The following is a 25645-nucleotide window of genomic DNA, read 5'->3' as shown; positions in this document are numbered from 1 at the left end:
TTTTCAATTATTTAATTATGATTTTGGTTACGAATATAAAAACATTTTCTTACTTTTGCACCGCAAATCAGAAAGAAATGCAATTAGTAAGCGAAAGTTTATTTTTAAACATTATAAAACCCTTAAAAGTTTAAACAAAATGATTAAAGTAGGTATTAATGGATTCGGACGTATCGGACGTTTCGTATTCCGCGCTGCAATGAAGAGAAACGATATTCAGATCGTAGGTATCAACGACCTTTGCCCGGTAGACTACTTGGCTTACATGCTGAAGTATGACACTATGCACGGTCAATTCGACGGTACTATCGAAGCTGACGTTGAAAACAGCAAATTGATCGTTAACGGTCAGGCTATCCGCATCACTGCAGAAAAAAATCCGGCTGACTTGAAATGGAACGAAGTAGAGGCAGAATACGTTGTTGAATCTACTGGCTTGTTCCTGAGCAAAGACAAAGCTCAAGCTCACATCGAAGCTGGCGCAAAATATGTTGTAATGTCTGCTCCTTCTAAGGACGACACTCCGATGTTCGTTTGCGGTGTTAACGAAAAGACTTACGTTAAGGGTACTCAATTCGTATCTAACGCTTCTTGTACTACTAACTGCTTGGCTCCTATCGCTAAGGTATTGAACGACAAATGGGGTATCACTGACGGTTTGATGACTACTGTTCACTCTACAACTGCTACTCAGAAGACAGTTGACGGTCCTTCTATGAAAGACTGGAGAGGTGGTCGTGCTGCTTCCGGCAACATTATCCCGTCCTCTACCGGTGCTGCTAAGGCTGTAGGTAAAGTTATCCCGGCATTGAACGGTAAACTGACTGGTATGTCTATGCGTGTTCCGACTTTGGACGTATCTGTAGTTGACTTGACAGTTAACTTGGCTAAGCCCGCTACTTACGCTGAAATCTGCGCTGCCATGAAGGAAGCTTCTGAAGGCGAATTGAAGGGTGTTCTAGGTTACACTGAAGATGCAGTTGTTTCTTCTGACTTCTTGGGTGACACTCGCACTTCTATCTTCGACGCTAAGGCTGGTATCGCTTTGACTGATACTTTCGTTAAGGTTGTATCTTGGTATGATAACGAAATCGGTTATTCTAACAAGGTTCTTGACCTGATTGCTCACATGGCATCAGTTAACTGCTAATATACAGTTAGAAAATAATAAAAAATAGGTGGCTTCTGCGGAAGTCGCCTATTTTTTTTGCAATTTTGCAGCTAGTACGTTTTTTATCAGCTTCTTTAATGATGATGAAGATTATACTAACTCTAATATTGCTTTGCTTTATGAACACTATATCGTCTCAAAATCCTTTTTTTGAAACATACTCCACGCTACACGGCACTGTCCCGTTCGACAAGATTAAGACCGGAGACTATGTACCCGCCATCCACGAAGGCATCCGCCGCCAGAATGCGGAAATAGATGCCATCATCCGCAATCCGGAAGTCCCGACATTTGCCAACACAGTGCTGGCCTATGAGAAGTCCGGCGAAATGCTCCACCGTGTCGGTACCGTATTCGGCAATCTGCTCAGCGCAGAAACGAACGATGACCTGCAGGAACTGGCCAAGGAAATCATGCCGATGATGAGCGAGCATGAAAACAACATCAGCCTGAACGAAGAGCTGTTTGCACGCATCAAAGCGGTTTACGAGCAGCAAGACAAAGAGACGCTGAACCCGGAACAACACAAGCTGCTGGAAGATATTTACAATGGCTTTGTACGCAATGGAGCCAACCTCCAGGGAGAAGCCAAGGAGAAATACCGGGCTTTATGCAAAGAGCTCAGCCTGCTGACGCTGCAGTTCAGTGAAAACAACCTGAAAGAAACGAACGACTACAAGCTTGTCATCACCGACAAGTCACAACTGGCCGGGCTACCCGAGAGCGCGGTAGAAGCCGCTGCAGAGATAGCCGGGGAAAAAGGCGTCGAAGGCTGGGTATTCACCTTGCAGGCTCCCAGCTATGGCCCTTTCCTGACCTACGCAGACAGCCGTGACCTGCGCCGTGAGCTATATATGGCCTACAATACGAAGTGTACGCATGACAACGCCAGCAATAACCTGGAAATTGTAAAGAAACTGGCCAATGTCCGTATGGAGATTGCCCAACTCCTAGGCTATGACAACTTCGCCGAATACAACCTCCAGGAGCGCATGGCACAAAACAGTGAGTCCGTGTATAAGCTGCTGGACCAACTGCTGGAGGCTTACACGCCTACCGCCAAACAAGAATATGCAGAAGTGCAAGCCCTGGCACGCCAAGCGGAAGGAGAAGACTTCGTCGTGATGCCGTGGGACTGGGCGTACTATTCCCATAAACTGAAAGACCGGAAGTTCAATATCGACGATGAGCTGCTCCGCCCTTACTTTGAGCTGAACAACGTGAAGGAAGGTGTATTCAGCCTGGCAACCAGACTGTATGGCATCACCTTCAAGAAGAACCCAAATATTCCCGTTTATCACAAGGATGTGGACGCCTACGAGGTATTCGACAAAGACGGAAAATTCCTGGCTGTGTTCTATACCGACTTCCACCCCCGGGCAGGCAAGCGCTCGGGAGCCTGGATGACCAGCTACAAGGAGCAGTGGATTGACGAGAAGACCGGCGAGAACAGCCGTCCCCACATATCCATCGTGATGAACTTCACCAAACCGACACAAGACAAACCCGCCCTATTGACCTTCGGTGAAGTAAAAACCTTCCTGCACGAATTCGGACACAGCCTGCATGGTATGTTTGCCAATTCCACCTACGGAAGCCTGAGTGGGACCAATGTGTATTGGGACTTTGTGGAACTCCCCTCCCAATTCATGGAGAACTTCGCTATCGAAAAGGAATTCCTGCATACGTTTGCCCGCCATTACCAAACCGGTGAGCTGATACCGGACGAACTGGTACAGCGCATTGTGGATTCCTCCAACTTCAACGCGGCATACGCCTGCCTCCGCCAGGTTAGCTTCGGCCTGCTTGATATGGCTTGGTACACACGTAACACCCCGTTTGAAGGTGACGTGAAAGCCTATGAAAAGAAGGCTTGGGAAAAAGCACAGATTCTGCCTTCTGTGGCAGAAGCCTGCATGAGCACACAATTCTCCCATATCTTTGCCGGAGGATATTCTGCCGGATACTATAGTTATAAGTGGGCAGAGGTGCTGGATGCAGATGCTTTCTCGCTATTCAAGCAGACGGGCATCTTCAACCCTGAGACTGCCGCCTCCTTCCGAGAGAATATCCTTTCCAAAGGTGGAACGGAACATCCGATGACGCTCTATAAACGCTTCCGCGGACAAGAGCCTACAATCGACGCATTATTAATCAGAAATGGAATAAAGAAATGAAGAGACTTATAAGGAACATCTGTTGCATGCTGCTCATGTTGTCGTTGCTTCCCCTGTTAAGCGGTTGCGACAATGAGGACGATGTTGTCGGGATATTCACCGGGAAGACATGGAAGCTCAGCCGACTCACCAATAAAGGCAGCAATGCCCAATTCTATCCAAACCTTTGGAACAACAATGAGGAAGAGATGAAGAAGAGTCTGGACAAGCTATATAATCAGAAAAGTACCTTCACCCTCAATTTTGAAGGTACCGAACTGGATGGAGAACTGATGGGCACCACCGTCAACGGGCAAGGCATCAACTCAAGCGTCAACGGCACTTGGAAAGCCGACGGAGCTTCAGGCTCGCTCAGCATCAGCGTAAAGGTTACAGGGTCCGCAGAGAGCGATGCACTGGCCAAGGCATTCATCTCCGGACTGCAAAATGTGTACAAGTATGAAGGGGATGCCAATTCACTGACCCTCTATTTTAAAGACGGACCGACAACCAGAGTCATGGGATTCACCCCGCAACGATAAAACATAAATATGATGGACGATTCTACAAAAGACAAACAAGAAGCATTGGACAGGCGTTATATACGTATGGCAAGCATTTGGGCCGAAAATTCGTATTGCCAACGCCGCCAGGTCGGTGCACTGATTGTAAAAGACAAGATGATTATCTCCGACGGCTACAACGGTACTCCTTCCGGTTTTGAGAATGTGTGCGAAGATGAGAACAACGTCACCAAACCATACGTGCTCCATGCCGAAGCAAATGCCATTACCAAAATAGCCCGTTCAAACAACAGCAGTAACGGTGCCACCATGTACGTCACCGCCTCCCCATGCATAGAATGTGCCAAACTGATTATCCAGGCAGGCATCAAACGGGTGGTCTACTCCGAGAAATACCGCCTGGAAGATGGTATCGAACTTTTGAAACGGGCAGGCATCGAGGTGGTATTTATTTCAATGGATAATGGATAATAGAAAGTTGAAAATTGCATGCACAGCCAAATAGTAAATTGTAAATAGTCTAATAGTAAATAAACATCATGAGTACAAAAAATACTTCCCGCTTTATGCCGCTTATCATCGCAATCAGCGTAGTCGCGGGAATCCTTATCGGAACGTTTTATGCCAGGCATTTTGCCGGTAATAAACTGGGAATCATCAATAGCTCGTCCAACAAGCTGAATGCCTTGCTGCGTGTTATTGACGACCAGTATGTGGATACCGTCAACATGACCGATTTGGTAGAGAAGGCCATGCCGCAGATATTGGCGGAACTCGACCCCCACTCCACCTACATCCCCGCACAGAAACTGGAGGAGGTTAATTCCGAACTTGAAGGCAGCTTCAGCGGTATAGGCATCCAGTTCACCATTCAGGAAGACACGATACACGTAAACAGCGTGATTCCCGGCGGACCGTCCGAGAAAGTGGGCCTGATGGCAGGCGACCGCATTGTGATGGTCAACGACAGTCTTTTTGCAGGCAAAGGCCTGACAAACGAAAAGGCTATGCGCAACCTGAAAGGTCCGAAAGGAAGCCAAGTGAAGTTAGGCGTCAAGCGTGCCACGGAAAAGGAGTTGCTCGACTTCACCATCACACGCGGTGACATCCCGCAAAACACCATTGATGCAGCCTATATGCTCGATGATGACTATGGCTATATACAAATCAGCAAATTCGGACGCACCACACACGTGGAGCTGCTGAATGCGATTGCCCAACTGAGCCACGAGAAATGCAAAGGCCTGATTATCGACCTGCGCGACAATACCGGAGGATACATGGAAGCCGCCACGCGCATGGTGAACGAATTCCTGCCGGAAGGAAAGCTGATAGTGTATACCCACGGCCGCAAATATCCCCGTATGGAGGAATATGCCAACGGCACCGGCAGTTGCCAGAAGCTGCCGCTGATAGTATTGGTGAACGAAGGCTCCGCTTCGGCCAGCGAAATCTTTGCGGGCGCCATTCAGGACAATGACCGCGGGACCATTGTAGGACGCCGTTCCTTCGGCAAGGGACTCGTACAGCAACCCATCGACTTCAGCGACGGTTCCGCCATCCGCCTGACCATTGCCCGCTATTACACCCCATCGGGCCGTTGCATCCAGCGTCCCTATGAGAACGGTAAGGACAGCAAATACGAAATGGACTGGATTACCCGTTACGAACACGGCGAGTTCTTCTCCAAAGACAGTATCAAACTGGACGAAAACCTACGTTACTCTACCGGCTTGGGCAGACCCGTATACGGCGGCGGTGGCATTATGCCGGACGTATTCGTTCCGCAAGACACCACCGGAGTATCTTCTTACCTGATAGAAGTAAGCAACAAGGGACTGATTCTGCAATTCAGCTTCCAGTATACCGACCGCAACCGCACGAAATTGAGTGAATACGACAATGAAGAAGACTTGTTGAAGTACCTTCGCCATCAGGGTATTGTGGAACAGTTTGTGCGTTTTGCAGACTCCAAGGGAGTAAAGCGGCGCAACCTGCTTATACACAAGTCTTACAAGCTACTGGAAAGAAGCCTTTACGGCAACATTATCTATAACATACTGGGAAGGGAGCAATACATCCGCTACATCAACCAGAGCGATGCTACCGTCAAGAAGGCATTGGATATTCTGGAACGTGGCGAGGCATTCCCCAAAGCCCCGGAAGCGACACCAATCATAGAGGATACAAAAGATGATGGAAAGGAAAAAAGAACTGCGCAGGCAGGTAGCTTTGTTGAAGACCCGACACAGCTCTTCCACTACGCGTCAGTCTGCTGAAATACTTGCCGCCCTCGAGGCACATCCTGCTTTCAGGGCGGCAACAACCGTACTGCTTTATCACTCTCTCAAAGACGAAGTGGACACACACGAATTTATCCGGAAGTGGAGCTGCGAAAAGCGGATACTGCTTCCGGTAGTTGTAGGCGACGACCTGGAACTGCGGCTGTACACCGGACCGGAAGACCTGAAACCCGGCGCATACGGCATTGAAGAACCAACCGGCGAGCTATTTACCGACTATGCAGACATTGACTTCATAGTAGTTCCCGGTGTCGCATTCGACCGTAACGGCAACCGTCTGGGGCGCGGTAAAGGTTACTACGACCGGCTTCTGCCCCGCATCCCATCAGCCTACAAAGCCGGCATCTGTTTCCCGTTTCAACTCGTAGAAGAAGTTCCTGCGGAACCGTTTGATATACGCATGGATGAAATCATAACGCAATGAAAACTAATTATCACACGCACACCACACGCTGCATGCATGCCACCGGAGATGATGAAGACTATGTGCTCAGTGCCATCAAAGGCGGTTACCGGATACTCGGATTTTCGGACCACACTCCCTGGAAATACCGTACTGACTACGTAGCCGACATGCGGATGCTCCCCGAAGAGCTTCCCGGCTACGTGGAGAGTCTTAAGACGCTCCGTGAGAAATACCACGACCGGATAGACATCAGAATAGGACTTGAATGTGAATACTTCCCCCAATATATCCATTGGCTGAAAGAACAAATCAAGAAGTACCAACTGGACTATATCATCTTCGGAAACCATCACTACCACACTGATGAAAAGTTCCCCTACTTCGGCCATCATACGGACAGCCGCGATATGCTCGACCTTTACGAAGAGAGCGCCATCGAAGGTATGGAAAGCGGATTATTCTCTTGCCTTGCCCATCCGGACTTGTTCATGCGTTCCTATCCGAGATTCGACCACCATTGCACTACCATCAGCCGGCACATCTGCCGCACTGCTGCACGCCTGAATGTCCCGTTGGAATACAATATAGGCTATGTAGCCTACAATGAAGCGCACAGCTTATCCACCTACCCATGCCCGGAATTCTGGCGAATCGCTGCCAATGAAGGCTGTACAGCTATCATCGGACTGGATGCGCATGACAACAAGGATTTGGAAACTCCGATGTATTATGACCGGGCAGTCCGGGAATTGAAAGAACTGAAGATTGAAAGAATAGATGAGCTGAGGATGCTCATCTGAATATGATATTCGTTATGACCTGAGCCCCCACATGACGGTTCAAGTTGCGCACCAGCAACTCACGCCCCATCATCAGCTCCTGGCGCAGGGCAGCAGAAGTGAGGTGTACATAAAGTACCTGGTTCTTTATATAAAGTTCACGGGTGTAGGAGGCAATAGTAGGGCCCAGCACTTCGGGCCACGCACTGATAAGCCGCCGTTCATTCAGCGGAGACTCCAGACTTTCCTGCCTGAGGTAATGACGGATAAGCTCACCTATCTGTTCGGCATTATTTCGCTTCATGCCTCTTCCTCCTTCATCTCAGCAACTATTCCCTGCTCCACACGGAACATCTTATAATCACTGCCCACTTTATGCAGAATACGGTCCAGGTGTTCGCGGTTGGTATCGGTTATAAAAATCTGTCCGAAACTGTCGCCTGCCACCAACTTGATGATTTGCTCCACACGCGAGGCATCCAGTTTGTCAAAGATATCGTCCAGCAACAACAAGGGAACAGTGGTCCCGGTACGTTTCAGGAAATCAAACTGTGCCAGCTTCAACGCTACCAGATAAGTCTTGTTCTGTCCCTGCGATCCTTCACGTTTGATGGGGAAATTTCCCAAAAGCATATTCAGCTCGTCCTTGTGCACACCGCGCAATGAATAGCCCATAATCTGGTCGCGTACACGGCTTTCCTTCAGTACTTCCAGCAAAGAGGCATCGCGGGCATGGGAATCATAGCTTAATCCCACCTTCTCCCTATCTTGCGAAATGAATGAATAGAAAGACTGGAAAATAGGAATAAACTCACGGATAAAGGCCTCACGTTTGCGGAACACCACTTCGCCGGCTTGCGCCATCATCTCCTCCCAAACCAGAAAGAGCTCTTCCTCCACCGGCTGTTCACTCTTCAGTAAGGTATTCCGCTGCACCAAAGCTTTATTGTATCGTATCAAAGCATCCAGATACTCTTTGTCGTACTGCGAGATAACCACATCCATAAAACGTCGGCGTTCATCACTGCCTCCTGCTATCAACTCCGAATCGGCAGGCGAGACCATGACCAAAGGCAGGAAGCCGATATGGTCTGACAAACGCGTATACTCCTTCTTGTTTCGCTTGAACTGTTTCTTCTGGCGCCTCTTCATACCACAGTAGATTTCTTCAGGAGTCCCATCGGCAGCCTCATAAAACCCTTGAATAACAAAGAAGTCGGCATCATGGCGGATATTCTGGGAATCAATGGGATTACCGGCACTTTTACAGAAAGACAAGAAATACACCGCATCCAGCAGGTTCGTTTTCCCCATGCCGTTCTGTCCGAAAAAGCAGTTCAACTTGGGCGAGAATGTAAGCTCTACCTGCTCCAAGTTCTTATAATTGAGTATAGATATACGTTTCAGTATCATTATAGTAACGATGAGTTCGGTTACAAAGATAATGCAAAACCAAAAGCAGTACAAAATAAGCCTGCTTATTTTTAACACAGAGGTGAAGCCCGGCTTATTGAAAAGTAGAAATAATTTCAGTGTTTTCTGATACAATACAAAAAAAGATGCTGCTAAATTTCGTTGATAGCTATAAAAAACTTACTTTTGCGGGTCGAAATAGATAAATAAGAATAATAACAAAAAGATTATATAAAAATGGCAGAACAAAAAAAGACGAATGAAGCCTTAAACGTGGAGGATGCACTGACACAATCGGAGGCCTTTTTCATTAAGAACAAAAAAGCAATCATCGGCGCTGTAGTAGCAGTAATCATCATCATAGCCGGTGTAGTGATGTACAAGAACCTTTATGCAGACCCCCGTGAAGAAAAAGCACAAGCTGCCTTATTCAAAGGACAAGAATACTTCGAAGCAGACGCTTATGTACAAGCACTGAACGGTGACAGCATCGGTTTTGCCGGATTTGTAAAAGTGGCAGATGAATACAGCGGCACAAAAGCAGCCAATCTTGCAAAAGCCTATATGGGTCTCTGCTATGCACACCTCGGCAAATATGACGAAGCAGTGAAAGCATTGGACAGCTTTGACGGAGACGACCAAATGGTAACTCCTGCCATGAAAGGTGCTATGGGTAACTGCTATGCGCAGCTCGGCCAACTGGACAAAGCCGCTTCTATGCTGCTGAAAGCCGCCAACGAAGCCGACAACAACTCCCTCAGCCCCATCTACCTGCTGCAAGCCGGAGAAATCCTGGTAAAGCAAGGTAAATATGACGATGCAATTCAGGCGTATACCACTATCAAGGATAAATACTTCCGTTCATACCAGGCAATGGATATCGACAAGTATATCGAACAAGCCAAACTGTTGAAGAAGTAATATACTTTATTATAAAGACATTTCAGGCACGGATTACACGGAAAACACGGAAAAACACAATAGCCGTGAATCCGTGCAGTCCGTGCCTCTTTTATCTCCCCTCTCCCTTTAATTTTCAATTATTAATTTTTAATTCTTAATTCCTTATTTATGGCAACAGCTTATCACAATCTTTCAGACTACGATTTCAGTTCTGTACCCAGCGCGGAAAAAATGAAATTCGGCATCGTTGTATCTGAGTGGAATTATAATATTACCGGTGCTCTCCTAAAAGGTGCCATAGACACCTTAAAAAAACATGGAGCCAAAGATGAAAATATCCTGGTAAAAACAGTACCCGGCAGTTTTGAACTGACTTTCGGTGCCAACCAACTTATCGAATACAGTGAAGTCGATGCAGTTATTGCAATTGGTTGTGTAGTCAGAGGAGATACTCCACATTTTGACTATGTTTGCATGGGTGCTACCCAAGGAATTACCCAATTAAACGCAAGTGGCGATGTACCAGTAATTTACGGATTAATTACTACCAATACTATGGAGCAAGCAGAAGACCGCGCCGGTGGCAAGCTGGGTAATAAAGGAGACGAATGTGCAATTACTGCAATAAAAATGATAGATTTTGCTTGGAGTTTACAAAAATAGTCGTATCTTTGCACCGCAATTGAGAAACAAACCTACTCAATGAGAGAATTGAGATAGAATCTTAAGTGCAAAAGGGGCAAATACCAGAGTGGCCAAATGGGGCAGACTGTAAATCTGCTGGCTTACGCCTTCGGTGGTTCGAATCCATCTTTGCCCACAAAAAATTGCGGAAGTAGCTCAGTTGATAGAGCATTAGCCTTCCAAGCTGAGGGTCGCGGGTTTGAGCCCCGTCTTCCGCTCTTAGAAAGGATTGATAATCAAAAGGTTATCAATCCTTTTCTTTTATATGAATTCTTTGAAACACCCTTTCATTATACTATAAATTATGTAATTGTTGGTCTATTGTTGTTCCCCCAAAAACAATAGATATGATAACAATCAAAGCCGAAGTATTAAAAGGCAAACAAAAGAGTGATGGTACGTATAATGTCAAAATCAGAATGACTTATAAGAGAGAAGTCAAAAGACTGCCTACTTCTATCTATGTAAGGAAGGAAGACCTCACCAAGGCATTCAAAATAAAGAATCCCAAGTTTATTAAGGAAGCAAATAATATTGTTAGGCAATATCAAGAATTATGTGCTTCCCTCCCATTGGAAACAGCTAATTACAGCTTAAATGATATAATAGAGTGCATCAAGGTTAAAAATGAAAGAAAGACTACCATAGATTTCATTCAGTTCTCAAAAGAGTGGTTGAAGACTACTCAATTAAAAGGAAAAGCCAACTACCAGACTTCTATTAATGCTTTCATCACTTATCTTGGAAAAGAACACTTGAATACAGACCAAATAACTAAAAAGCTATTAAAAGATTTCATGAACTACCTACAATTAAAAAGAGCCCAAAGAATTGAGGAATTAAAGAAACATGGAAAACGAATACCTTCCAACAGAATGCTCTCTTTATATATTGGATGCCTCAGACATCTATACAATGAAGTCAAAAAAAGATATAATGACTATGATAGAAATATCATCTTAGTGCCCAATTCACCTTTTGATAACTTAGAAATACCTAAGCAAGAGGCTACAAGAAAGAGAGCCATACCAGCAGAAGCCATCAAAAAGATATGGGAATTACCTTATCAATACAACAACACAGGAAAAGAGAAGAAATGCCCATATAATTTAGCCAAAGATTGCTTCATTATATCTTTCTGCCTAATGGGAATGAACTCAATAGACTTATACAGTTGCTCTACACTGGAAGGAAAAGCAATCACCTACTACAGAAGTAAAACCAAAGACAGAAGGTTAGATAAAGCCAAAATGAAAGTTATAGTTCCCCCTATTCTTCAACCACTAATGGAAAAATACCAAGACCAAACAAAAAATAGAATATTTAATTTCTATCATACTTATTCAACTGCTGGCAACTTCAATAAGGCTATAAATATAGGACTCAAAGAGATTGGAAAACTTTTGAAAATAGATGATTTGGAATACTACGCAGCAAGGCATAGTTGGGCTACCTTGGCAGTCAATAAGGCAAGCATAGACAAATATACAGTCCATGCAGCACTAAACCACATAGATGAAGCCATGAAAGTCACAGATATATACATTGAAAGAGACTTTAAGATTGAGAATGAAGCTAATTCTAAAGTTCTTAAATATGTGTTTGGCAGTGATCTCCAGAAGTAAGTAGGTTTAAAAGAATCTCTATGGTTTATTGGATTATGGAGATTCTTTACTATTTTTGCTCACTTTGTTATTTTATTATAAACTTAAACTAAGTGAGATATGGAAAATACTACCCCATTGTATAATACTTATGGAGATTTATATGATGCTCCACAGATTGTATATTCAATAGATGGAAATTCCGAAGAAATCAAAGAAATATCACCAGATACAAGAATTGATAGTCTTGAAGGATTATTATATGGAGATTTTTCAAAGTATGAAGAGGTTCAATGTAACTTTAATCTATCTTTTTACATTGATAAGATGCCACATGGCATAGTAAACAAACAGATTCCTGGAGTAGGTGCTACTACCCTTGAAATAAACTCAAATAGAAATTCAATTATAGTCCTTCCTACAAAAGCACTGGCTTTCTCCAAATGTAAAAAGCACCCCAAAACTTTATATATAGGAAGTGAAATAAAGGATGAAAAGGAAAGGACAACAGACCAAGAGATAATAGAGTATCTCCAGAAGGAAGGATATAAGAAGCTGTTGGTAGTAGCAGATAGTTTAGGTAGGTTACTGAAATTAATAAAAGAAGAGAATTATAAAGACTACTTTCTAATGATTGATGAAATAGATGTCCTTCAATCTGATAGTAACTACAGACCTCAACTGGAAGATGTGATTGATTATTATCTATTGTTCCCTCCCAAGAATAGGTGCATGGTTACAGCTACTATGAAAGAGTTTACCAATCCCCTTTTAAAGAAGGAATGTCTATTTCCTATTTCATGGCAATGGGAAAAGAAAAGAAATATTAAACTACTTCATACCAATAACATTATCCAAGTAGTGATAAATGAGATTAAATCTCACCCAAATGAGAAAATATTCATTGCATATAACTCCATCCTACAGATTCAAAATATCATATCTTCTCTTGAAGAAGAAGTGAAAAAGGAATGTGCAATACTATGTAGTGAGGCATCTATTAAAGAAGCAGGAGAATATTATGTAGCCAAATTAGATAGTGATGATGTATTGCCAAATAGAATTAATTTTGCCACTTGTTGCTACTTTACTGGAATAGACATATCAGACAATTATCATCTAATAACAGTATCAGACTCCAGAAGAGACTATTCTATGTTAACCTTAGATAGAATGACACAAATATATGGAAGATGTAGAGGTGAGTATAAGATACTAAGTGACACTATTGTTTATAATACCAAAGATTATGCATTGGTAGAAGATATGAGAACTTATCCAGACTCTCTTGTAAGGAAAGCTAATAAAGTTTTAAGGCTTATTACTGCTGCTGATGACATTAGCCAAGGAGACTATACACTTACAAACCTATTCTCTATTGTAAAAGAGGCTATAAAGGATAAAGCACAAGAGAGGATAAGCAATGATGAACCTATAAATCTAATTAGGAGAAACATATATGGTGAGTATGTGCCTGCCTATCTGAATATAGATTATTTAGTTGAGAGAATGGAGTTATATAGAGGGCTATATTTCCTACCTGAGAAGATGAAAGAAGCTTTAGATAAATGTGCCAACATAGCCCAATACAACTCTATAAATTATGATATAAGCCAGCAACAAATGGCTCTTGAAGATGAAAACAAAGCCATGCAAGGAGAACTTGCAGATAGTTACATACAAGAGGCTATTACTGAAATTAATACATTGGCTGCAATAGGTAGTTTAAATGATAATACTTTAAAGACATGTATTAGGCAGAGTAAAAGAAATAAGAGAATATTTCTTGAGAGATTCAGTAGGCTATATAAATATGTTGATTTGGATAGCCTATTAAAACAGCTTTGGGAGATTAGAACTGACAATGATGTATCCTTTAAAAATCTCAGCAATGCTGTAATGTATTGGGCTTTAGCAGAAGAACACCCTTTCAAAAAAGCTATAAGGGAGTCTTTTTCTGTAAATCAAACATTATCTTCCCCTGAAATACAAGCTATATTAGTCCCTATAGTCAAATATCATCTGCACAAGGTACTAATGCCTAGAAAGTATATAAGCCTCTTTAAAAGCATGTATAAGACTGATAGACCAAGGAATCAATATGTTATTAGAGGGGAAAATCCTCTACAATTAAAAGAGCATAAGGATAGAATTGCTCCAGAAGAAAATAATTTATTAAGATTTTTTAATCCTTAAATCCTGATTATCAACACAATAAACTGTTAAACAATTTGCATAAGTCAATATTTTTTCATATCTTTATATATTCCTTAAAGGAGAGATTGTTTTCTTCTCATATTTATCTTTAGCAAAACTGGATTTACAATTGTCTATATTTTATGCGATACTATAATACAAAAGATTAAGGTAGGTATTATAGTATCACATAAAATATGGACTCATGAAAATAAGATATGAAAAATTATACTGTAATACCCAATAGAATTAGTAGTTTGTTTTCTCCAAATGATTTATATACTTTAATAGGCTTATACTTTACAGCCAACTCAAACTATTCAACTGACTCAACCTATCTCCAAATAGCAGATATTACAAAACAATCCTTTAGTTATATAAAAGATAACTTTATGCCAAGGTTAGAAAAAAGTGGTTTCTGCGATAGAATAGAGTTGTTTATTCAAGAAAGACTTAAAAGAAAAAGATATTTTCTGCCACACCCACAAACTAATTTTAGAATAATTCAGAAGGAAGTATTAGAAAATACAGATTTAACTTCAGAAGAGAAAGGATTCATCATTGCACTATATTGTAATACTGTGAATAATTCTTTCAACCTTACTATGTCATGGAAATTTTGGGAGGAAAAAATTAAAGTGAAAAAAAGCACCTTTTATAAAATAAGAAAATCACTCATAAATAAGGGTTATTTGAAAAAACTTGAAGATGTTCCTGAGAATCCAGAAAGTGAAGATTATCCTCGTGACTATATGTTATGTGTATCTTGGTTAGGACATATAAACTATGAAAATTGGTTAGAAATGGCAGCCATAAGTGAAGATGTTCCTAAAAGTATGTATGTTTACAAAGATAAGCAACAGTATTACTATGTTTATAAGTAGTAATGTATAACTGTTTTTACTGACTTGAAAAAACTATTCAAAATTATTTTTTTATTTTTTTCTCTTCTGGAGCCATGAGTGTTATGCACTCCAACCAATCACCTACCCTATCATTCAGGGTGGGGATGGTCCCCCCTGCAACAATAATAAATTTACAATTATGGAAAGAAACTTGAAGTTCTTAAAGACAATGAGTGTAGCTGAATTTAAAGCACAGCACAATGTGGAAAAGATTGAAGTGAAAAGAAATGAACACACTGGCAAGTGTTTCTTTGTCTATGGCTTTGAAACTGGAGCTTGTTCAAAGAAGGTGGAGACTGGAGAGCTGACAATACCAGTCATTTCAGAAGTATGCTCTGCTGAAACAGGGGATATATTCCTTCTGTTACATCAGAAAGGGGAAGGAGGAGCTACTACATTGGCAACTCTATAGGAACTAATGAAAATGCTCCAGAAGGGTAGTTGGATTAATAGTCTGACTGCCTTTTTTATTTTCTAAATAATTATCATTAATAGAATATAGTCATGTTAAATTTAAGAGTATCATCAAAGAAGCAGGCTAAGATAAAGCTTGCTCTGCAAGGCTGTGCTGGTAGTGGTAAAACCTATTCAGCCTTGTCATTAGCCTATGGTCTGACTAATGACTGGGCTAAAATAGCCATCATAGACAGTGAAAATGGGAGTGCTGATTTATATGCACACTTGGGAAATTACAATGTATTACCCCTTCAAGACAACTTCACACCTGAGACTTATATTGAAGCTATAAAGATATGTGAAGAGGCTAAAATGGAGGTGATAATCATAGACAGCATTTCCCAATGCTGGGATTGCCTTCTGGAGTATCATGCTAACTTACAAGGTAATTCATTTACTAACTGGCAGAAGATTACACCAAGAATGAATGCCTTCATGCAGAAGATTCTACAATCTCCAAGCCATGTTATTTGTACCATGAGGTGTAAGCAGGATTATGTTCTTAGTGAAAAAAATGGCAAGATGATTCCTGAGAAAGTGGGCTTAAAGGCTGTCATGAGGGATGGAATAGACTATGAATTTACTATAGTCCTTGATATTAATATGAAGCATCAAGCCATTGCATCAAAGGATAGGACAAGTCTATTCATGGGTAAACCAGACTTTACTATTACACCCACTACTGGGCAAATAATACTGGATTGGTGCAATAATGGAGTAAACTTGGATATGATAAGGCAGAAGATAAATCAAGCTAAAACTATTGAAGAACTTACCTCCATTTATCACCAATACCCAGAATGGTATCAACAACTTACATCAGATTTCATGCAGAAGAAGATGCAGTTACAAGAAGAGAGCAATAAACCTATTATCAATTATAATCCTAATTTTATACATTATGGAAGCAATGCAGTTAATGCCAGTACACAGAACTAATATGTTGATGCAAACATTTAGTCAGCCAAAGTTTGAGATTGAAACCCCAGTTGAAACTATAGAGACTGAAATTATCAACTCCAGAAGGGAAAACAAAAGATTGCCCTTTATAGAAGCCAATACCAAAGAAGTCACTATACAGCATCTAAGGGAAGAATGTGTAGTGCCAGTATTCAGCAAGGATAATGAGATAACTATCAGTCACCCTTCATTTATTGAAACTGTTTGGGAAGCTGCCAATCAGATATTTCCCAATGAGAGGATTGAAGAACCTGCAATCAGAGTAAGCCATGTCATTAAAGGCAGAACACCCGAAGCTATTCATAAACCAGTGAAGGATTTACTTGAATCAGACAAGACTATTTACTATGAAAGAATGATGTTCTGCTTTGAGATTCCCACTATCCATGAGGATATAATGGGCAATAGGTTAAACCTTACAATAGGTGGTATCAGGGCATATAACCATGAGAATCTATATAGTAAGAAAGGTACAGAAAAGTTCAAGGTATTCATTGGTTTTAAAAATTTGGTTTGCTGTAATATGTGTGTATCTACTGATGGTTACAAGTCAGAATTAAAGGTGATGAGCACTGCTGATTTATTTAGTTCAGTGATGAGGCTATTTCAAGAATACAATATAGCCAAGCACCTATACTACATGAGTGCTTATAAGGATAGTTATATGACTGAAAGCCAATTTGCACAGTTCTTGGGAAAGAGCAGATTATACCAATATCTCCCAATTGAACAGAAGAAAAGACTTCCTCAAATGCTGATGACTGATACTCAGATAGGGCTTGTAGCCAAGGCATATTATAATGATGATAATTTTGCCCTTCCTGAGAATCAGAGTGCCATATCCATGTGGAATGTATATAATTTGCTCACTGGAGCCAACAAAAGCAGCTATATAGATAATTTCTTGGATAGGTCACTGAATGCCACACAGCTTACAGAAGGGCTAAATAAGGCTCTGTATGGAGAAAATGAATATTCTTGGTTTATACAATAATCTTATACTTCCTATTCCCTTCTGGAGTATCTGCTCCCATTTATCCATTATGTTAGGAAATTCTGTAGTGTCGAAAAAACCTGTAATGTACCTTATAGGAATAAAAATAAAAATTCGACACTTCACACTTACTTGGTTATATTTATACAGGAAGTAAGTGAGCAAGGGGTATTTTCTATGGTGGCTGAATGGAAAACTGGAAAACAAGCTCCAGAAGGTGGTTTGAAAGAAAGATTGGATATGAAATGTCCTCCATCTTTTTCTTGTTATTCCTTCTGGAGTAGCTGGCTGTAGTTGGGTATTAAGGTATTTGAACTGATTATAACATGGAGATAATGGTAAAAGGCATTTTGAATATCACTATTGGATTGATATTCATGTGTATAATGGCTAAAGAGAGATAAAGGTGAACAGCCTTTGTATTGTGTTTATTATTGTTGTAAGCCTCGGTTCTTGTAAGGAATTGGGGCTTTTATTTTGAAAATATATGAGAATCAGAGATATGTAATGGAATTAATGGTACATTTGCCACTGGTGGATATGAAGGTATATTATTACTTTTCCACTTCAAGAGCCTTAATGACAGATAAGAGAATAAGCTCATGCCTATGGTACTAATATGGATTGAAACCTATTAAAAGTAGCCTTCAAATGATTGTTTATTTGTGGAAAGTCCTAACTTTGCAACAGAAACAATCAAATGATTGCTAATGAAATAGAAGTTTAACAAGACATATTAGAAAAAGAAGTGTTTGCTTCTTACTTGTGAAGTCCTAAAATCACCACTTTGAAGACTAACAATCACAGCAGTAAGGGAGTAAATGCTCATACCATCAGGTGTGGGCTTTCCTTGTTTGTGATTGTAGGTGTTGTGGTGATACCTTGGACTCAGCAGGAAAGCACCACACTTTCTTTTTTGTAGTATGGCTACAAAAAGGCAGCATGGATAAGGACTATATTATATTTCAAGAGGATGGCTTATTTGGAGCTAAGAACCAAAGAGGGGAAGTTATCATTCAACCTCAATATATGGAAATGCAGCCATTCAGTTGTGGTCTATCTTTGGTCAGGAATCATCAATATCAGTATGCTTACATTGATATTGACAATAAACAAGTAGTTCCTTTTGGCAAATATTCTTGGTGTGACCCGCAATTTACTTGTGGTTTTTCTCGTGTAATGGAATATCATTATCTTGAAGAAAAGAATAAATGGGGTATCATTGACACATTGGAAAATATTGTTGTTCCTCTGAAATATGATAAAATATGGGCTATAAAGGAAGATTCTCTTTTTTCTCTCAAGGCTTTTCTCGGTGATAAAGAAGAAAGAATAAACCTTCACCAATTAGGCAATAAAGTCATTTTTGATGGTTTAACCTACATCTGTACTTATTCAGTAGAGGCATTTAAAGAATTAGCACATTGCAAGAAACTGTATGTCAAAGCTCAACCTAATACAAGGCAATTGTATTTTACTTACGGAGCTAATATAGGTTTTGTTTCTTTAAGAAGGATTCCCAAAGAACCAGTCATATCCATTGTTGCCAATAGTAGTGGTAAGATTTTCCCTTTACTGATGGAAAAGTCAGATATAGGGAAAACAACATTGCCTATTGCCAAGGTAACTTCTAACAAGAAAAAGACTTCCAAAACATATTCACATAGAACTTCTTTCTGGGATTATGAAGAAGAAAGGATGAATGATGTAGATAATTGGGATGACCCTTATGGAGATGAGCAAGCTTTCTATGATGGTTGGAGTAGGGAAGATGTAGAAAGTGGATTAGCAGATGCTTATGAGGGGTAATTTAGATATAAAATGAAATAATGATTGATTATAAATGAATAAAAATGGAATTTCCACTAACATTTGGTCTGCAAAAAACAGGTTTACCACTGATACTGACATCAGGAAAAACAAATAACTTTTGTTTCTTGATTGATACTGGTGCTACTCATAACACCCTATTTGACTTTGTATATGAACATTTTAAGAGTGAGTTTAAGCTACTTGAAGGGACATATAGAACAATGGGGATAGAGGGACACTACAAAGAAACCCCTATCATTGAAGCTACATTCAATTTTGAAGGGAGGGATTATACTTCCACCTTTTCTGTATTGGATGCTTCTGAGGCTATAAAACAAGTGCAGGATGAAACTGGGATACAGATTCATGGGGTACTTGGGGTACAATTTTTGATAGAGAATAAATGGATTATTGATTTTGAAACTTATAATGTAAAATGTAATGATTGAGGGCATAGCAATACTTGCCGTAGGAGCTGCAATACTTCTATATGCAGAGATGAAATCTAATAGGAAAACCATAGAGCAACAAGACTATAGGATAAGACATCTCACAGGTAATCTTAATGAGGAAGATGAGAGGGAAAATCAACAGCTCAGGGATGATTATCACTTTGACAAAATAATTAGGCAGATAAAATCAGCAGATGAATATGCAGAGTTTATTCCAGATGATATAGTTGAAGAACAAGCAAAGGATAAGTTCAAAAAGCTGTATGGATATGACTATAAGAAACGATGAAATAGAAGTATTTATTCAAGTAAAAGGTTTAGGCTTTACATTCCTTCTGGACAAAAGAATGAAACACAATTTGATTAGCCCTACTTTCTTAGCTTTCTTCAAAACAAATAAGCAGAGGGATTCTCTTTTAAATAATGGTATAGGAGCAGTAAGTACAAAACCTGAATATAATAACTCCCTTCCTTTTCTTCCTGCTTATGTAGATAGTATTTCACTGGAAGATACATTCCATTATGTTGGAAAGAAAGTTGTTTGGTGCAGTGATAATAAGTTTAGGGAGTGTAAGGCAGTCAAACTCAATTTTGAATATGAGGGACACCCTTACTCTGAACTATTCTTTATTGATAAGAGTATTGAAGAGAACTATGCTATTTTAGGCTCTACCTTCTGGAGCAAATGTGATATTTTAAAATAATAGAAATTGTTATGAGAAAGAAACAAGAAACTTAGCATTACTAAATGCTACTATTGGTATTGTATAAACCTTACCAATGTTGGTCAATAGTTGTTCTATTGACTTTTATAGAAGTAATTAACAGACTAACAATCAAATAATTGAATAGTATTATCAAAGAGCCTTCCAAGCTGAGGGTCGCGGGTTTGAGCCCCGTCTTCCGCTCTTAAGAAAATCAGATAGTTATCGCAAGATTTCTATCTGATTTTTGTTTTTAGAGAATGCTGAATTTAGTGTGGTTTAACCGAGTGAGTTAAACCTGGAAGTCAACCGAATGCCGCAAAGCACAAATTCATGGTTATTTAAATAAGATATTTCTGAGAATATCATCTAACCACGGCTCTTTCATCTTTTCCACAAAAACATCATTCTTTAGTTGAAAAGCCTTTTTGTAAACACTCTGCATTTTCAAATTATAGCGCACCGTATCATAGCGGACTACTGACTGGTAAAATCCGGTATCAACAGCGACAATTTCATTTTCTATTCTCAATGTATCCTCAGCTGTATCGGAAACTCTTCCAGTCTCCATCTGTGCGAATGAAATGCAGCTGCCTCCGATTAGAGCCAATAATGTTACCAATATTTTATTCATAGGCTACCGTTTTCTACAAAGATACAATATTCAAAGAACAAACATCTCTTTTACAAGAAAAATTCCATTATACCATAAACGCTTATGAGGCAACGCACACATTTGTATATCAAAGTTCTGTTTTAGTTAATAAAATTATGTAAGTTTGTAAACGAATAAAAAGTTCCCCTCCAATGAACAACATCATTCATAAAATCAGGCAGATTTACCCGGTTTCCGAAGAAGCACTTCAGGCACTTTTGACGAATATGCAGGTAAGATACTATCCTAAAGGAACTTATATAGTACAAGCGGGAGTAACAGACCGTTTGATTTATTTCATTGAGGAAGGGGTCACCCGTTCCGTATTTCATCACGACGGACAAGATACCACCACTTGGTTCAGCCAGGAAGGTGATGTAACCTTCGGAATGGATTCACTGTACTATCAGCAGCCGTCGGTAGAAAGCATTGAAACTCTTTCGGACTGCAAAATCTATACTATCCACATAGACAAGTTAAATGCTCTCTACGAAACATATATTGATATAGCCAACTGGGGCAGAATACTGCATCAGAACGTAAACAAGGAGCTCAGTCATATGTTTGTGGAAAGACTCCAACTGCCTCCCCAAGAGCGGTATGAACAATTTAACCGCCGTTACCCCGGACTGATAAATCGGGTGAAGCTAAAATATGTGGCAGCTTTCCTGGGTATTTCCATCTATACTCTCAGCCGGGTACGCGCAAAAAAATAGAAGATTACCGTTCTTTTTTGCTTTTAAGCAAAAGAACTTCGCTTCGCATGGCGTATCTTTGACATCCGAAAACATTAACCAAACAACAGAAAAAATAGATGTCGTACATTTCATCTTCTGCCTTTTCAGACACCAAAGCACATTATGACCTTCTCGACGGGCTCCGTGGCGTAGCAGCCTTGATGGTTATATGGTATCATATATTCGAAGGCTACGCTTTTGCCGGTGGTGGCATTATCGAAACCTTCAACCACGGCTATTTAGCTGTAGATTTCTTCTTTATACTATCGGGATTCGTTATCGGGTATGCTTATGACGACCGTTGGGGCAGGAGCCTCACCATGAAGAGTTTTTTCAAGCGACGTCTGATACGTCTTCATCCGATGGTAATTATGGGCGCTGTTTTGGGCGCCATCACCTTCTGCATTCAAGGATGCATACAATGGGACGGAACACATATTGCCCTATCAATGATTATGCTGTCCCTTCTCTGCTCCATATTCTTTATTCCCGCAATGCCGGGAGCAGGCTATGAAGTCCGTGGTAATGGCGAAATGTTTCCCTTGAATGGTCCTTGCTGGTCATTGTTCTTTGAGTATATAGGCAACATCCTTTATGCCTTGTTCATCCGACGATTGTCAAACAAAGCACTGACCGTACTGACAATATTGCTGGGAATAGCATTGGCATCATTCGCCATCTTCGATGTCTCCGGATATGGCAATATGGGAGTAGGTTGGACACTGGACGGAATAAACTTTATCGGAGGATTATTGAGGATGCTTTTCCCTTTCTCCATGGGTATGCTTTTATCGCGCAACTTCAAGCCCATTAAGGTGAAAGGCGCTTTCTGGATATGCACCATTGCATTGATTACCTTGTTCTCAGTGCCCTATCTGGAAGGTACGGCGCCGGTCTGTACAAATGGCATTTATGAAGTGTTCTGTGTCATCATAGCTTTTCCGATTCTTGTCTGGTTAGGAGCTTCCGGTACCACAACGGATAAGAAATCGACCCAGATATGCAAGTTCCTGGGAGATATATCCTATCCTGTCTATGTGATACACTATCCATTTATGTACTTGTTCTATGCATGGCTCATCAAGAACCAGCTCTTCACGTTGGAGCAGACTTGGCAGGTTGCCTTATGCGTCTATGCATGGAATATATTGTTAGCCTATCTATGCCTGAAATTCTATGATGAACCGGTACGGAAATATCTGGCTAAACGCTTCTTGAGCAAAAAACAATAAACAGTCCGTCACGGAGATTATGCTGATTCGCACAGATACAAATACGCGATATGAATTCAATCCGTACAAATCAGCATAATCTCCGTGGCGAACTGCTATTCCAGATAAAGTGGCTCCACCACCTCCGTCACATTCTCATGGAACCACTCATCCAATTTAGCTTCAACCTTGTCTTTTATCTGTGGAGTGATGTATTTCTTCACTTTCTTATAAGCATAAACTGCGGCAAATCCCTTCCCTACCATAAAGACTTGTCCCAAAAGATCTTCTATACTGGTAGGAAATACAATGGCCACCAAAGCAATCATGATATTTGTCCTTTCACTCTCCGGAGTAGAGTCTGCAGTCATCACATAATAAGCCGTCAGTACTGGACGACCAGCTGCCCGGCCACCTTTCTTTATATACTCTTCTACTTTAAGACGAATCTCGTCCATGGAAAAATTCATTTTCATATTCATAATCTCCTCTTTTTATTTATTAGACGCAGAAAGATGAAGTTTGGTTGCAAAAATCTGCATTTTTTTTTCAACATTATATCCCAAATAAGCAGTATCTTTGTCCCCGCATTTTCACAACCACATAAAATTATAATGAAAACAATAGTAAATATTCCCTCCCGACAGAACACTATGCGCGAACTGCGGGATTATCTGATGATTGCCTTAGGCATGGTCTTGTACGGTATCGGCTGGACAGTCTTCCTGCTTCCCAACGATATTACTACCGGTGGCGTACCGGGCATTGCATCCATCGTATATTTTGCCACAGGATTTCCCGTCCAATATACGTACTTTGCCATCAACTTCCTGCTTCTATTGCTTGCCCTACGTGTGTTGGGATGGAAGTTCAGCGTAAAGACAATCTTTGCCGTATTCACCCTGACCTTTTTCCTTTCCATTATCCAAAAACTGACTGAGGGTGTTGTCCTCCTGCACGACCAGCCTTTCATGGCTTGTGTCATCGGTGCCTCCTTCTGCGGTAGCGGCATCGGCATCGCCTTTTCCAACAACGGCAGTACTGGCGGCACGGACATCATTGCCGCCGTAATCAACAAGTACCGCGACATCACGCTGGGCAGAGTCATGTTGATATGTGACCTTATCATCATCTCGTCCAGTTACTTTGTTCTAAAAGATTGGGAAAAGGTGGTGTATGGCTACGTTACTCTATACATATGCAGCTTCGTGCTCGACCAAGTGGTGAACAGTGCCCGCCAGTCCGTACAATTCTTTATTATCAGCGATAAATATGAGGAGATAGCCAAGCACATCCAGGTATATCCCCACAGAGGTGCAACGGTCATCAACGCCTCGGGCTTCTATACGGGAAAAGAGATAAAAATGCTGTTCGTGCTGGCCAAGAAGCGGGAGTCCACCATCATTTTCCGGCTCATAAAAGACATAGACCCCAATGCCTTTGTATCACAAAGTGCAGTCATCGGAGTCTATGGAGAGGGATTCGACAGAATCAAAGTGAAGTAGAGGATTTCCCGAACTTCCCTTGATTCCAAGTATAAACAATAGGACGGCGGACAAACGATTTTAGTTTTTCCGCCGCTTCTTTACCCATGTAATCGATCGTGGTAAAAGTGAATGCCAACGTGGCGTCCTTCGCAGAAAGGTCCGCTTTCATCAGCAGCATGTCGGCCTGGCGACGAGCATCCTCATACTCATAGATATCCACCGTATCCGCAGCCTCAGCGATAAAATCATCCAGAACGGGCAATACCGGCAGGTAGGACGAAGCAACCAGCTCCTTCCAGTCTGTCGTATAGAACTTGACATGGCTGTCGCAAGCCGGAGCACAAACCGTAGCAACCACACAAATCACCTTCGTACTGTCGTTAGTAGGCAAGAGCTTCATCTGCCATGAACTCTGGGGCGTCATCTTCACATGTATATAGTCTGGAGAAAGTTCCGTCATTTCCGATTTACCACCAAAGCTGTTGGTCACCTCAGCTTTCATCTTACTTTCCAGAAAGTCTATAAAATCCGCACGGTTCACGGCGCTAAGCAACGGACATATAGAATCCGGCATATTCTTAAAACACGTCTTGGCTTCCTGAGCCTGCAAATACCCCCATCCGATGAAAGCCAAAATCAAAAAAGCACTCAGTTTTCTTATCATAACATTTTAATCATTTCTTCAAGGAAACGGGCATCTGTTTCATCAAAACTGCCCAAATCGTCACTGTCAATATCCAATACTCCCCACACTTCACCGTCCTCACGCTTCAGCGGAACCACGATCTCCGAACGCGACAGCAAGCTGCAGGCTATATGTCCGGGAAATGCATCCACATCGGGCACAACCAACGTCTCGGCTCTATCCCATGCCGCGCCGCAAACACCGCGGCCTTTCCTGATGCGCGTACAAGCTATCGGTCCCTGGAAAGGTCCTAACACCAATTCTTCACCCTTCACTAAATAGAAGCCTACCCAAAAGAAATGGAAAGTCTCTTTCAGCGCCGCCGAAGCATTCGCCAGATTGGCTATCAAGTCATCTTCACCTGCCAGCAGATTTTTCAGTTGAGGAAGCAAAGCGCGATATTTCTCTGTCTTGCTACCAGCATTTATGTATAGGTCTTCTGCCATAT

At 41.3% G+C, this 25645-nt stretch carries 28 protein-coding genes and 2 tRNA genes; 24 read left to right on the top strand and 6 right to left on the bottom strand.

Annotation, left to right across the window (positions count from 1 at the left end; translation table 11 throughout):
* Positions 1–139 precede the first annotated feature (139 nt).
* The 7 genes from gap (at position 140) to EYA81_RS12515 (ending at position 7360) form a co-directional block, all read left to right on the top strand.
* Positions 140–1150, top strand: a complete 1011-nt coding sequence (gene gap, locus EYA81_RS12545) for a type I glyceraldehyde-3-phosphate dehydrogenase (RefSeq protein WP_117601142.1) — start codon at positions 140–142, stop codon at positions 1148–1150.
* Positions 1151–1290: 140 nt separating this feature from the next.
* Positions 1291–3348 carry a M3 family metallopeptidase gene (locus EYA81_RS12540; protein WP_131225872.1) on the top strand — a complete coding sequence of 686 codons (2058 nt, stop codon included), beginning with the start codon at positions 1291–1293 and terminating at the stop codon, positions 3346–3348.
* Positions 3345–3869 (top strand): DUF4847 family protein, encoded by a 525-nt coding sequence (locus tag EYA81_RS12535; RefSeq protein ID WP_117601144.1) that lies wholly within the window; start codon positions 3345–3347, stop codon positions 3867–3869. Before EYA81_RS12540 ends, EYA81_RS12535 begins: the two co-directional genes overlap by 4 nt.
* Positions 3870–3881: 12 nt before the next feature.
* The gene (locus tag EYA81_RS12530) at positions 3882–4322 is read left to right on the top strand and encodes a dCMP deaminase family protein (protein WP_022401703.1); all 441 of its coding nucleotides are present in this window, start codon (positions 3882–3884) and stop codon (positions 4320–4322) included.
* Positions 4323–4390: 68 nt separating this feature from the next.
* Positions 4391–6130 carry a S41 family peptidase gene (locus tag EYA81_RS12525; protein ID WP_117601145.1) on the top strand — a complete coding sequence of 580 codons (1740 nt, stop codon included), beginning with the start codon at positions 4391–4393 and terminating at the stop codon, positions 6128–6130.
* A complete protein-coding gene (locus tag EYA81_RS12520; protein ID WP_131226435.1) occupies positions 6048–6578 on the top strand; it encodes a 5-formyltetrahydrofolate cyclo-ligase in 531 nt (176 codons plus the stop codon). Before EYA81_RS12525 ends, EYA81_RS12520 begins: the two co-directional genes overlap by 83 nt.
* Positions 6575–7360, top strand: a complete 786-nt coding sequence (locus EYA81_RS12515) for a histidinol-phosphatase (RefSeq protein ID WP_117601146.1) — start codon at positions 6575–6577, stop codon at positions 7358–7360. The genes EYA81_RS12520 and EYA81_RS12515 overlap by 4 nt, the downstream gene beginning before the upstream one ends.
* On the opposite strand, the gene EYA81_RS12510 is transcribed toward EYA81_RS12515, so the two are convergent.
* Positions 7353–7643, bottom strand: a complete 291-nt coding sequence (locus tag EYA81_RS12510) for a DUF721 domain-containing protein (RefSeq protein WP_005823615.1) — start codon at positions 7641–7643, stop codon at positions 7353–7355. The genes EYA81_RS12515 and EYA81_RS12510 overlap by 8 nt on opposite strands.
* Positions 7640–8752 carry a DNA replication/repair protein RecF gene (locus EYA81_RS12505; RefSeq protein ID WP_119961256.1) on the bottom strand — a complete coding sequence of 371 codons (1113 nt, stop codon included), beginning with the start codon at positions 8750–8752 and terminating at the stop codon, positions 7640–7642. The genes EYA81_RS12510 and EYA81_RS12505 overlap by 4 nt, the downstream gene beginning before the upstream one ends.
* Positions 8753–8989: 237 nt before the next feature.
* Here EYA81_RS12505 and EYA81_RS12500 point away from each other — a divergent pair, with 237 nt between their 5' ends.
* The 14 genes from EYA81_RS12500 (at position 8990) to EYA81_RS12435 (ending at position 20422) form a co-directional block, all read left to right on the top strand.
* Positions 8990–9673 (top strand): tol-pal system YbgF family protein, encoded by a 684-nt coding sequence (locus EYA81_RS12500; RefSeq protein ID WP_119961257.1) that lies wholly within the window; start codon positions 8990–8992, stop codon positions 9671–9673.
* Between the two features lie 150 nt (positions 9674–9823).
* Positions 9824–10318, top strand: coding sequence for a 6,7-dimethyl-8-ribityllumazine synthase (gene ribH, locus EYA81_RS12495; RefSeq protein ID WP_005823623.1), 495 nt, complete (start codon positions 9824–9826; stop codon positions 10316–10318).
* Positions 10319–10392: 74 nt separating this feature from the next.
* A tRNA-Tyr gene (locus tag EYA81_RS12490) sits at positions 10393–10475 on the top strand.
* 9 nt (positions 10476–10484) lie between these two features.
* Positions 10485–10557, top strand: a tRNA-Gly gene (locus EYA81_RS12485).
* 129 nt (positions 10558–10686) lie between these two features.
* Entirely contained in the window at positions 10687–11964 is a 1278-nt protein-coding gene (locus EYA81_RS12480; RefSeq protein ID WP_117877910.1) for a phage integrase SAM-like domain-containing protein, read from the top strand.
* 99 nt (positions 11965–12063) lie between these two features.
* A complete protein-coding gene (locus EYA81_RS12475) occupies positions 12064–14139 on the top strand; it encodes a hypothetical protein (protein WP_117877908.1) in 2076 nt (691 codons plus the stop codon).
* A gap of 218 nt (positions 14140–14357) precedes the next feature.
* Positions 14358–15023 (top strand): hypothetical protein, encoded by a 666-nt coding sequence (locus EYA81_RS12470; RefSeq protein WP_131225871.1) that lies wholly within the window; start codon positions 14358–14360, stop codon positions 15021–15023.
* Between the two features lie 160 nt (positions 15024–15183).
* Positions 15184–15456, top strand: coding sequence for a hypothetical protein (locus EYA81_RS12465; RefSeq protein WP_117877904.1), 273 nt, complete (start codon positions 15184–15186; stop codon positions 15454–15456).
* A 92-nt stretch (positions 15457–15548) separates the two neighbouring features.
* Positions 15549–16439, top strand: coding sequence for an AAA family ATPase (locus EYA81_RS12460; protein WP_117877902.1), 891 nt, complete (start codon positions 15549–15551; stop codon positions 16437–16439).
* On the top strand, positions 16402–17454 hold the full coding sequence (locus tag EYA81_RS12455) for a DUF3871 family protein (RefSeq protein WP_117877900.1): 1053 nt from the start codon (positions 16402–16404) through the stop codon (positions 17452–17454). Before EYA81_RS12460 ends, EYA81_RS12455 begins: the two co-directional genes overlap by 38 nt.
* 942 nt (positions 17455–18396) lie before the next feature.
* Positions 18397–19263 carry a WG repeat-containing protein gene (locus EYA81_RS12450; protein ID WP_009125444.1) on the top strand — a complete coding sequence of 289 codons (867 nt, stop codon included), beginning with the start codon at positions 18397–18399 and terminating at the stop codon, positions 19261–19263.
* Between the two features lie 44 nt (positions 19264–19307).
* Entirely contained in the window at positions 19308–19715 is a 408-nt protein-coding gene (locus tag EYA81_RS12445) for a hypothetical protein (RefSeq protein WP_009125445.1), read from the top strand.
* On the top strand, positions 19708–20007 hold the full coding sequence (locus EYA81_RS12440; protein WP_009125446.1) for a hypothetical protein: 300 nt from the start codon (positions 19708–19710) through the stop codon (positions 20005–20007). The genes EYA81_RS12445 and EYA81_RS12440 overlap by 8 nt, the downstream gene beginning before the upstream one ends.
* A complete protein-coding gene (locus tag EYA81_RS12435) occupies positions 19982–20422 on the top strand; it encodes a hypothetical protein (RefSeq protein WP_117877898.1) in 441 nt (146 codons plus the stop codon). Before EYA81_RS12440 ends, EYA81_RS12435 begins: the two co-directional genes overlap by 26 nt.
* Positions 20423–20759: 337 nt before the next feature.
* Here the strand turns inward: EYA81_RS12435 and EYA81_RS12430 are convergent, their stop codons facing one another.
* Positions 20760–21056, bottom strand: a complete 297-nt coding sequence (locus EYA81_RS12430; RefSeq protein WP_005823625.1) for a hypothetical protein — start codon at positions 21054–21056, stop codon at positions 20760–20762.
* Positions 21057–21229: 173 nt separating this feature from the next.
* Here EYA81_RS12430 and EYA81_RS12425 point away from each other — a divergent pair, with 173 nt between their 5' ends.
* Both EYA81_RS12425 and EYA81_RS12420 read left to right on the top strand, forming a co-directional pair.
* A complete protein-coding gene (locus tag EYA81_RS12425) occupies positions 21230–21793 on the top strand; it encodes a Crp/Fnr family transcriptional regulator (protein WP_117599438.1) in 564 nt (187 codons plus the stop codon).
* A 98-nt stretch (positions 21794–21891) separates the two neighbouring features.
* Positions 21892–23046, top strand: a complete 1155-nt coding sequence (locus EYA81_RS12420) for an acyltransferase (RefSeq protein ID WP_119961259.1) — start codon at positions 21892–21894, stop codon at positions 23044–23046.
* Positions 23047–23141: 95 nt separating this feature from the next.
* Here the strand turns inward: EYA81_RS12420 and EYA81_RS12415 are convergent, their stop codons facing one another.
* On the bottom strand, positions 23142–23507 hold the full coding sequence (locus EYA81_RS12415; protein ID WP_005835432.1) for a hypothetical protein: 366 nt from the start codon (positions 23505–23507) through the stop codon (positions 23142–23144).
* A gap of 132 nt (positions 23508–23639) precedes the next feature.
* On the opposite strand from EYA81_RS12415, the gene EYA81_RS12410 reads away from it, so the two are divergent.
* Positions 23640–24530 carry a YitT family protein gene (locus EYA81_RS12410; RefSeq protein WP_005835428.1) on the top strand — a complete coding sequence of 297 codons (891 nt, stop codon included), beginning with the start codon at positions 23640–23642 and terminating at the stop codon, positions 24528–24530.
* Here the strand turns inward: EYA81_RS12410 and EYA81_RS12405 are convergent.
* Together EYA81_RS12405 and EYA81_RS12400 are read right to left on the bottom strand one after the other, a co-directional pair.
* Positions 24517–25176, bottom strand: coding sequence for a DUF3256 family protein (locus tag EYA81_RS12405; RefSeq protein ID WP_131225869.1), 660 nt, complete (start codon positions 25174–25176; stop codon positions 24517–24519). The two genes, EYA81_RS12410 and EYA81_RS12405, sit on opposite strands and share 14 nt — an antisense overlap.
* The gene (locus EYA81_RS12400; protein WP_117599434.1) at positions 25173–25643 is read right to left on the bottom strand and encodes a GAF domain-containing protein; all 471 of its coding nucleotides are present in this window, start codon (positions 25641–25643) and stop codon (positions 25173–25175) included. The genes EYA81_RS12405 and EYA81_RS12400 overlap by 4 nt, the downstream gene beginning before the upstream one ends.
* Positions 25644–25645 lie beyond the last annotated feature (2 nt).

This window comes from Bacteroides sp. A1C1 (genome assembly GCF_004328515.1).
GTDB lineage: Bacteria > Bacteroidota > Bacteroidia > Bacteroidales > Bacteroidaceae > Bacteroides > Bacteroides uniformis.
This window is presented reverse-complemented; position numbering and strand designations above follow the sequence as displayed.